Source organism: Clostridium sp. AM54-37XD (genome assembly GCF_003478225.1).
Lineage (GTDB): Bacteria > Bacillota > Clostridia > Lachnospirales > Lachnospiraceae > Coprococcus > Coprococcus ammoniilyticus.
Genome location: NZ_QUEV01000005.1, coordinates 218,580 through 228,263, shown reverse-complemented (window position 1 = coordinate 228,263; position 9,684 = coordinate 218,580). Strand labels below are relative to the sequence as shown.

Here is a 9,684-nt window from a genome sequence, read left to right as displayed (position 1 = left end):
TCGCAGGGATTATAACAACTTTCCTATGCGTCCATTAGGATGGAAATCTCCAAATCAGGTACTAAAGGATTATCTGGCATCTGTGTAACATATGTTTGACAAACCTACAATTTCTATCCTATTTCTATTACTTGTTGGCTTGTATGGAAAGGGAGGACATGGTATACTGTTTCTATTAATGCGTTATATATTATTACATACCAGGAGGTAAGAAAATGTTTGGATTTGATGAAATTACAAAAGTAGATCCTGAAGTTGCGGCAGCAATGACGGATGAATTGAACAGACAGAATAACAATCTGGAGCTGATCGCATCAGAGAATATCGTATCAAAGGCAGTTATGGCAGCCATGGGAAGCCATCTGACTAACAAATATGCAGAAGGTTATCCTGGAAAGAGATATTATGGCGGATGCCAGTATGTAGACGTAGTGGAAGATCTTGCCAGAGAGCGTGCAAAAGAATTATTTGGATGTGAATATGTAAATGTTCAGCCACATTCCGGAGCACAGGCCAATATGGCAGTATTTTTTGCTATTTTAAATCCTGGCGATACGTTTATGGGAATGAATCTGGATCATGGCGGACATCTGACACATGGATCACCTGTAAATATGTCCGGTAAATATTTTCACTGTGTACCTTATGGTGTAAATGATGATGGCTTTATAGATTATGACAAGGTTCTTGAGATCGCAAAGGAATGCAAGCCAAAGTTGATCGTAGCGGGTGCGTCTGCATATGCAAGAGCAATCGATTTCAAGAGATTCCGTGAGATTGCAGATGAGGTTGGTGCATATCTGATGGTAGATATGGCACATATCGCAGGTCTTGTAGCAGCAGGCCTTCATATGAGCCCGATTCCATATGCACATGTTACAACAACCACTACTCATAAGACACTTCGTGGACCTAGAGGTGGTATGATCATGTGCAGCAACGAGATCAATGAGAAATTCAACTTCAATAAGGCAGTATTCCCTGGTATCCAGGGCGGACCTCTGATGCATGTCATCGCAGGTAAGGCAGTATGTTTAAAGGAAGCATTACAGCCGGAATATAAGGAGTATCAGGCACAGGTTGTAAAGAATGCAGCAGCACTTGCATCCGCATTAATGGCAAGAGGCTTCAATATCGTATCAGGTGGTACAGATAACCACCTTATGCTGGTGGATCTTCAGAATCTGGACCGTACCGGTAAGGAAGTAGAGAAGCTTTTAGATGAGGTTCATATCACTGTAAATAAGAACACAGTACCAAATGATCCAAAATCTCCGTTTGTAACAAGCGGTATCCGTATCGGAACACCGGCGGTTACAACCAGAGGTGCAAATGAAGCTGATATGGAGACAATTGCTGAGGCGATCAAGGCAGCAGTGATTGATGATGACAAGGCAAAAGCAGAAGCACTTGTTAAGAGTATTGTAGAGAAGTATCCACTGTATGCATAAGGTTGTTATATGGAAGATTTATTTGACGAGAAGCTGTTAGAAGCGATACGGCTTGCAGAAGCATTGCAGGATGGACAGTCAGAAGAAAAAGAGTCAGAGGAAAAAGAACCTGAAGGAAAAAAGACAGAAGTAAAACAGGAAACCGAAAACAGCCGTCCGGTCAGCCGGACGGAAGAACCGGTTGCTGCTCCGGTTCCGCAGACTGGTGAGGAAGCAGTCGATCAGCTTATAAAAGAAATCGTGCAGGAAACACAGGAAGAGATCGCTGCCGAAGGTATCCAGACAGAGGATATAAGAAAAGAATTTTTCCAGAAGAAGGCAGAGAAAGCGAAACGGGAAAAGAAGAAGCTGGATCCGGAGCTGGAATCCAGACCGGTACATGCACCCAAAAAGCTGAAAGATCCATGGAGCCTCAGGAAAAAGGTCTGTGTGATCCTGCTTGTTGTGGTACTGGTTGTGACCGGGATCCCTGCCGGTATATTTGCCAGAATGTATATGAATGGAAAGAACCGGCTGGCAGAAAATGCGCAGGGAGAAAAGGTGAGTTTTCATACAGACGGATCTTCTTCAACGGCTATCACATATAAAGGGAAGAATTACGTTTATAATACAGATACCGTATCGATTCTGGTATTTGGCGTTGACAATTCCGAGTATGTGCCGAAGGAATCGGAAAAGAACGAAGAACCGAAGACAACAGAGGCGGCAACGGAGGAAACAAAGCCCAAAAAGTCAAAGAAGTCAAAGAAAACCTCAGAGGATACAGAAGCTACGACGGAAGCAGATCTCAGAGACAGAGATGATGCCCTGACCTATTCGGATGCAAATGGCTCTGAATATGTCCGGTATGGCGGAAGGATCGATCTGTGCTTCCTGGTGGTATTTGATCTTCGAAATGATAAGCTTCACGTTATTAATATAAATCGTGACAGTATGACAGATGTGGATATTAAAACCATAGAAGGAAAAACAGCACTTACAGACCGGATGCAGATCGGACTGGCGTATGGTTATGGGGATGGAGAGATCGTCAGTTGTGAGAATTTTACACATGCGGTATCCGGACTGATGTATAATCTTCCGATTAACGGTTATGTGGCCTTTGACATGGATGCAATGGCAGATATCAATGACGTCCTGAGCGGGGTAACATTGACAGCCAGAGATACGATCAGTGAGAATGTCTTTGAGAAGGATGTAGTCACCTTACAGGGCAATGACGCATACCGGTATCTGGAAAAGATGGATACGGTAACGGATGCAGTCGGTGAACATGGCAGGCGGATGGAACGTCAGAGTCAGTATCTGGCAGGCTGGCTGGAGCGGTTTGAACAGTGCTATTCCGATGATAAGGGAATCATAAAGAAGGTATACGAGGCAGCAAGTCCATATCTACAGACGAATCTGGACAGAGATGCCTGCCTGTATCTGTTCAGCAGAATGCGTGGAATGGATATAGCAGTTGCAGAGAAGGATATACAGGAGCTTCCGGGAACGTATGAACGCCCTGCTCATTTTGATGAGTATCAGGTGGATACGGGAAGTCTGGTAGAAGAGATGCTGGATATCTTCTATATTCCAACCAGTTAGTGTGACATATTATAAAATAAAAATAAAAAATATCCCAAATGCGGATTGAAGCGGCATGCAAAAAATGGTAAAATTCACTTAAATTTTGTTCGCGCGGAACTGCATTTGGGGTATTTTTTTATGTAATATCATAGGAGACAGGATGAAATGAAAAATATGCACAGAGGGGCAGTACAAATGTAGAGGCATCTTGTATAAAGTGTATAATACAGCGGGCATAACAGCAAGGAGGGCATTTTAGAAGCATGAGAGAACATGGAAAAAGAGTGGCAGCATGGTTCCTTACCGTTGTCATGGTCATCACGATGATCATGCCGTATGGCGGGGCAGGAATTCCATTTGCAGGTTGGGTGAAGGCAGCGGATCTGATCGATCTGTCCGGAAAGGATGGAGCACATAAGGTTACTGTTGTAGCAACGACGGAAACCGGTCTTGGTAATTATTATACCGGAGAGGCGATCGAAGCACCGGTTACGGTAAAGGTAGATGGGGAGGAAGTACCGTCGGACTGTTATGATGTGGTATACACAAATAACGTGAACGTGTCAACTGCAACCGAGCTTGCCGTGGCAACGATAACCGGTAAACCGGAAAAGGGTTATACAGGAAGCAATACGGCAAAATTCAAAATTCGTGTCACACCGATCAATAAAGCAAAGGTCAAATTTGCATCCGATATGACGCTTGTATCCGGCAAGTATTATGTTCCGTATGTAAAGAATCTGGCAAATTCTCCGACAGTCGAATCGGTTACCTGGAATGGAAAGGTTCTGGTAGCGGAGAAAGATTATTATGAGAATGTTACTCTTTCAGAGAATTATCTGGAGATTGGTTCTAAGGGAACAACAGTGATTAAGGGAATGAATAATTTCAGTGGTTCCAAAACCTATACCTGGTATCTGAAGGCTGCCAATATCCAGGATCAGATCATCACATTGAGCAACTCCAATTACAGCTATGATGGAAAGGAAAAGAAGCCGTCGGTTACGATCGCTGATGTGAACTCCTGGCTGGATGAGAATAATGATTATCAGTATCTGGAAGAAGGCGTGGATTATACACTTTCTTACAGCAACAATATAAATCCGGGAACCGCAACCGTGACGATCACAGGTAAGGATTGTTACACCGGAAGCACATCCCTGAACTATACGATCAGCAGTGGAAGTGCAGCCTTAAAGGATATATCACAGACGACCGTGAATGTAGCATCATGTACATATAATGGACAGGCACAGACACCGGCTGTCGCGGTAAAGGATGGAAGCACGACATTAAAGCATGGAACGGATTATACGGTATCCTATTCTGCAAATACAAATGCAGGAAATGGAACGGTTCTGATCAGTGGATGCGGCAAATATACAAATACAAAGTCCCTCACTTTTAAGATCAATCCAAGAGATATTTCAAAGGCGACTTTGACGGCAGAGCCTGCAACATATAAATATGGAGCAGAAGTATTTTCACCAAAGATCAGTGTTTATGACAGCAAACTGGGAACAACATTGACGAATAAAACCGATTATACAGTTGCAAGCTATGTAGCAAAGACAGCCGGTACGGTTTCAATCAGTGCGACAGGAAAAGGCAATTATACAGGAACCGTTACCGGTACATTGACCGTCAATCCTTTGGATGTGACGAATACAGCAAGGGTAACACTGAACCAGACATCCTTTGATCAGACCGGTGCAGAGATCAGACCGACAGTAACGTCGGTCACTTCAGATGGATATACACTGACCGAAGGAACGGATTATACGGTATCTTATAAAGATAATGTAGCAGCCGGCAATCTGGCAAAGGTAATTGTTACGTTCAAGGGAAACTATACAGGTTCCAAAACCGTGTACTTTACGATCACTTCTTCCCTGCCGGATCTGTCAGGGGCAGTGTGCAGTACAATTGCAGATCAGACCTATACCGGAGCACAGATCAAACCGGAGGTACAGTGACCTATGATGGCAAAACACTGACGAAGGACAGCGATTACACCGTTTCATATGGCACAAATGTCAACTGTGGTACAGGTACGGTTACGATCACCGGAAAGAACGGATACAGTGGAACGAAATCTGTAAATTTCAAGATCAGTGCAAGAGCGCTGGCAGATTGCTCGCTCAGTTATGATGAGAGCGTAAAATGGACAGGAAGTGCCGTAACTCCGAATATCCGTATCACATATGGTCAGAAGCTCTTAATAGAGGGTACGGATTATACCGTTGCTTATTCCAATAATATAAATGAGACAAGGGCAGCGACTGCTACAGTGACAGGAAAAGGTAATTTTACAGGAAGAAAAGTACTGACATATAAGATCACCAGAGATCGTACGGACGTCAATGCTTCAACGATTACAGTCGATGCGATCGCAGACCAGGAATACAATGCAGGACAGGGACTCCGACCTGCTGTTACAGTCAGAAATGGTGGTACGATCCTTACTCTGAATACAGATTATACGGTTACTTATACCAATAACTATACTGCAGGATCTACAGCAATAGTAACTATTACGGGAATCAATGATTATACAGGAACAAGAACAGTAACCTTTAATGTTGTTGCACTTGATCTGACAAATGCAAAGGTTGTTTTGGAAGCAGACAGTTATGAATATACAGGCATGCCACAGACTCCGGGTGTTACATCCTTTACAACTGTATCCGGAAAGACCTACACCAGTATGACGAATTTCACTGTGAATTATTCGAATAATACAAACTGCGGAACGGCAACGGTAACTATAAAAGGAAAAAATGCAAACTTTACAGGATATGCAGTGGGAACATTTACTGTTACAAAGAAATCGATCAACGGAGCGGTTTTCAGTAATATTACAGCATGTACATTTACAGGAAGTGAACAGAAGCCGACAGCAACCGTAAAGATTGGAACTACGACTTTAGCTGCCAATGCAGATTATGAATTATCCTATAAAAATAATATCAATGCCGGTACAGGAACGATTACAGCAACAGGAAAAGGTAACTATAGCGGAAGTTCAAAGACGACCTTCACGATCGCAGCCAGAGCTATTTCAAGCTGTAAGGCAGAATACAGCAAAGAGATGGTATATACCGGATCCGAGGTAAAGCCTTCTGTAAAACTGACCTATGGTTCCTATGAACTGAAGGCAGGAACGGATTACACTGTTTCCTATAGCAATAATATAAATGAAACAGACAGTGCATCGATCCGGATCACAGGAAATGGAAATTTCAGCGGTACACAGGCCTGTACATTTAAGATCACAAAGATTGTAACAAACATCAATGACAGTTCAATCAGCATAGCATCGATCGGAGATCAGGAGTATCAGGGAGGAGAAGCCATTATTCCGAAGCTCAGGATCACACGGGATGGAGTTACTCTGGTAGAAGGTGAGAGTTATACTGTAACAGTAACCAACAATAAGACGGTCGGTTCCACTGCAACCATTACGATCCAGGGCATCGGAGCATATACAGGTACAAGAACCCTGACATTTAAGATCGTGGCAGCAGATATTACAGGTGCAGAAGTAGCACTTGTACAGCGGTCATATGAATATACAGGTGCGGCATTTACACCGGCAGTTGTAAGCCTTACAACCACAGGTGGAAAGCGGATCACAAATCTGTCAGAATTCAGTGTTTCATATTCCGGCAATACCAATGTCGGAACGGCAACCGTTACTGTGACCGGAACCGGCAGTAATTATAAGGGAACCACAACCGGAACTTTTGCGATCACGCGGAAATCGCTGAATGATTCACTGGTAATGAATGTGGGTACAGTGACTTATACAGGATCAGCGTTAAGTCCGGATATTACAGTAACCTTTAACGGCAAAACGCTTACAAAGGGCAAGGATTATGCAGCTGCATTTACAAATAACATCAATGCCGGAACTGCAAAAGCAAAGATTACAGGTCTTGGCAATTATGATGGAACAGTTGAAAAGACCTTTACCATTCAGCCTTTTGATATAAATAATGGCGGTTTTATCATGGTTACAGGTTCTCCATATACCTATACAGGAGGAGAACTGAAACCGGGATGCACTGTTCTGATAAGTGGAAGATCACTGGCGGCTGCAAACTATGATGTGACATATTCCAACAATATCAATGTCGGAACTGCAACGATCACAGTTACAGGCAAAGGCAATTATAAGGGAACGATAACTGAAAAATTTACGATCCAGGCGAAGCCTCTGAAAGACACTTCTGTGACTTACGCAAATCTGATGGCATATACAGGAAAGCAGGTTTGTCCGGAAGTAAAGGTAATGGATGGAGCAGTTGAGCTGAAGAAAAATGTGGATTATGATGTCAGCTATCAGAACAATACAGAAGTGACAACATCTGCACGGATCCGGATCACAGGAAAAGAAAATTATACAGGAACAATAGACCGGTATTTCTCAATCCAGAAACAGGAGATCAATCTCAAGGAGGCAGAGATAACGGCCGAGAACCAGACTTATAACGGCAGGGAACAGAAGCCGGCTGTTACAGTAAAGGTATCCGGTAGAGTGATCGATCCATCCGAATACAGTGTGCTCTATTCTGAAAATATCAATGCCGGAACTGCAAGGATCACGGTAAATGGTCTTTCGGATTCCTTTAAAAATACAGGATATGGAACCTTTACGATCCTTCCAAAACAGATAGAGAAATGTACAGTGTCCTATACAAAGAGCGTATCCTATACAGGAAAGGCTGTCACACCTTCCGTTATTGTCAAGGATACAGCAAGAAATGCAGTGCTGAGCGCCGGTGCATCTGCAGACTATACGGTATCGTATCAGTCTAATATAGAGCCGACAACTAAGGCTGTGATACAGATTATAGGAAATGGAAATTACACCGGTACATTGACACAGTATTTTGCAATTGTAAAACAGACGACACCGGTTACAAAGACAGATCTGTCTGCGGCAGTTATAACGGTGGCAGATCAGACTTACACCGGAAAAGCGTTAACACCTGCAGTTACTGTTACATTAAAGGGTAAGGTGCTGAAGCTGAATACAGATTACACGGCAGCATATTCCAACAATACAAATGTTGGTACAGCGAAGGTTGTGATAACCGGAAAAGGCAATTATACAGGAAGTGCGTCAAAGACATTTGCAATTAAGGCAAAGACCACACCAAATGTGAAGAAGCCTGGTGTAACGAAAAAGATTACAGTAAGCAAGATCAAGACAACTTCTGCAAAGATCACATGGAAGAAGGTATCTGATGCAGATGGATATATGATCTACCAGAAGCAGGGCTCCGGCAAGAAGAAACTTATAAAAACGGTGGGTAAGAATGCATCTTCTTACAATGCGAAGAAGCTGAAAGCAGGAACCAAATACACTTATAGTGTATATGCTTATAAGAAGTCAGGAAACTCTAAGATAAAGGGCAAAGAGAAGAGTAAGGCCTTTGTAACGAAGCCGTCAAAGGTAAAATCAGTAAAGACGACAGCGAAATCAAAGGCATGTAAGATAAGCTGGAAGAAGGTAGCCGGTGCCAGTGGATATCAGGTATATATGGCAACCTCAAAGAAAGGCAAGTATAAGAAGATCGGCGATACAAAGAAGCTGAATCTGACAAAGAAGAGCCTGAAAAAAGGAAAGACATATTATTTCAAGGTCAGAGCATACAAGACTCTGAATAAGAAAAAAACATATGGTGCTTATTCCGTTAAAGTAAAAGCGAAGATCAAATAAGCCGAAAATAAAAAAACAGCCATTGATGAAAAGGAAGCCGGATCCATATACGGATCCGTTTCCGATGCATCGATGGCTGTTTGTTATGGGTGAAATTATAAATATTATTTTGGCTGCTGATATGGAAGACAGGTTAAATGAATTCTGTAAAAAATGTATCTGCCATATGTTCCAGAAATTCAATGACTGCATCATATGGAAAAATCTCAGCACGGGTGACGGAAGCTTCCGGGGCAGGTGACGGATTCTGAATAATGTACGTCTGCAGAGCTTTTGTGATCTGTGACGGATCCTCCGGCCGGCATTCTGTAATATGTACAAGCTCCGGCTGATAAGTGATTTGTTCCGGTATATATGGATGAAAGTCCTTTAGCAGACGTGGATTGATCCTATCATATTCTCCATAAAAGTACCGGTCAGAGAAAAATTCTGCCAGAGGAATCTTTTTTTCCGGTTGTGAGGAAATGTGAACATACAAAGGTTGTCTTGTATCAAAACAGGTATTCCCTGCGGTATTTTCTATAGTAAAATAGTCCGGCCAGAAATCAGTCACATAGTGGGTATCCAGATGCAGATGTGCCAGGATGCCATAGTCAGCCGGTGACAATATCGCATCATCCGGGTAGAGAGCACGGATATAATCAAGATCCGGATATTTAGTGATCAGATTCTTCTGCCATGCCGGACGGAAATGCGTTCTTTCTTTATTATCCGTGATATCCGGCAGGATACAGCCGAGGAGAAACTGTTCCGGGTCGGCCTTTATTGCCAACAGACGGGAATCGGCTGCGGAAGTTACACCTGTATTTATTTTATTGATTATCATTTCACCCTCGATCAGATGCATCAGAAAACCGGGCATGTGACATAAACCTCCTGTAGATCATAAGTTAAAAAAATAATAGTGAGTTTCCATGGGGATGTCAAGCCGGA

The 9,684-nt window shown here is 42.9% G+C and carries 5 protein-coding genes; 4 read left to right on the top strand and 1 reads right to left on the bottom strand.

Annotated elements, in window-relative coordinates:
- Positions 1–215: 215 nt before the first annotated feature.
- The 4 genes from glyA (at position 216) to DXA07_RS06695 (ending at position 8,751) form a co-directional block, all read left to right on the top strand.
- Positions 216–1,451 (top strand): serine hydroxymethyltransferase, encoded by a 1,236-nt coding sequence (gene glyA, locus DXA07_RS06710; protein ID WP_021944825.1) that lies wholly within the window; start codon positions 216–218, stop codon positions 1,449–1,451.
- A 9-nt stretch (positions 1,452–1,460) separates the two neighbouring features.
- A complete protein-coding gene (locus DXA07_RS06705) occupies positions 1,461–3,041 on the top strand; it encodes an LCP family protein (protein WP_117808486.1) in 1,581 nt (526 codons plus the stop codon).
- A 245-nt stretch (positions 3,042–3,286) separates the two neighbouring features.
- On the top strand, positions 3,287–4,999 hold the full coding sequence (locus tag DXA07_RS06700; RefSeq protein ID WP_118483958.1) for a hypothetical protein: 1,713 nt from the start codon (positions 3,287–3,289) through the stop codon (positions 4,997–4,999).
- A complete protein-coding gene (locus DXA07_RS06695) occupies positions 4,996–8,751 on the top strand; it encodes a fibronectin type III domain-containing protein (protein WP_118483956.1) in 3,756 nt (1,251 codons plus the stop codon). The genes DXA07_RS06700 and DXA07_RS06695 overlap by 4 nt, the downstream gene beginning before the upstream one ends.
- A gap of 133 nt (positions 8,752–8,884) precedes the next feature.
- On the opposite strand, the gene DXA07_RS06690 is transcribed toward DXA07_RS06695, so the two are convergent.
- A complete protein-coding gene (locus DXA07_RS06690; RefSeq protein WP_117808484.1) occupies positions 8,885–9,613 on the bottom strand; it encodes a hypothetical protein in 729 nt (242 codons plus the stop codon).
- Positions 9,614–9,684 lie beyond the last annotated feature (71 nt).

Coding starts and splice junctions, on each gene's coding strand:
- DXA07_RS06690 (WP_117808484.1), bottom strand. CDS start 9,613: ATGCCCGGTTTTCTGATGCATCTGATCGAGGGTGAAATGATAATCAAT.
- glyA (WP_021944825.1), top strand. CDS start 216: ATGTTTGGATTTGATGAAATTACAAAAGTAGATCCTGAAGTTGCGGCA.
- DXA07_RS06700 (WP_118483958.1), top strand. CDS start 3,287: ATGAGAGAACATGGAAAAAGAGTGGCAGCATGGTTCCTTACCGTTGTC.
- DXA07_RS06705 (WP_117808486.1), top strand. CDS start 1,461: ATGGAAGATTTATTTGACGAGAAGCTGTTAGAAGCGATACGGCTTGCA.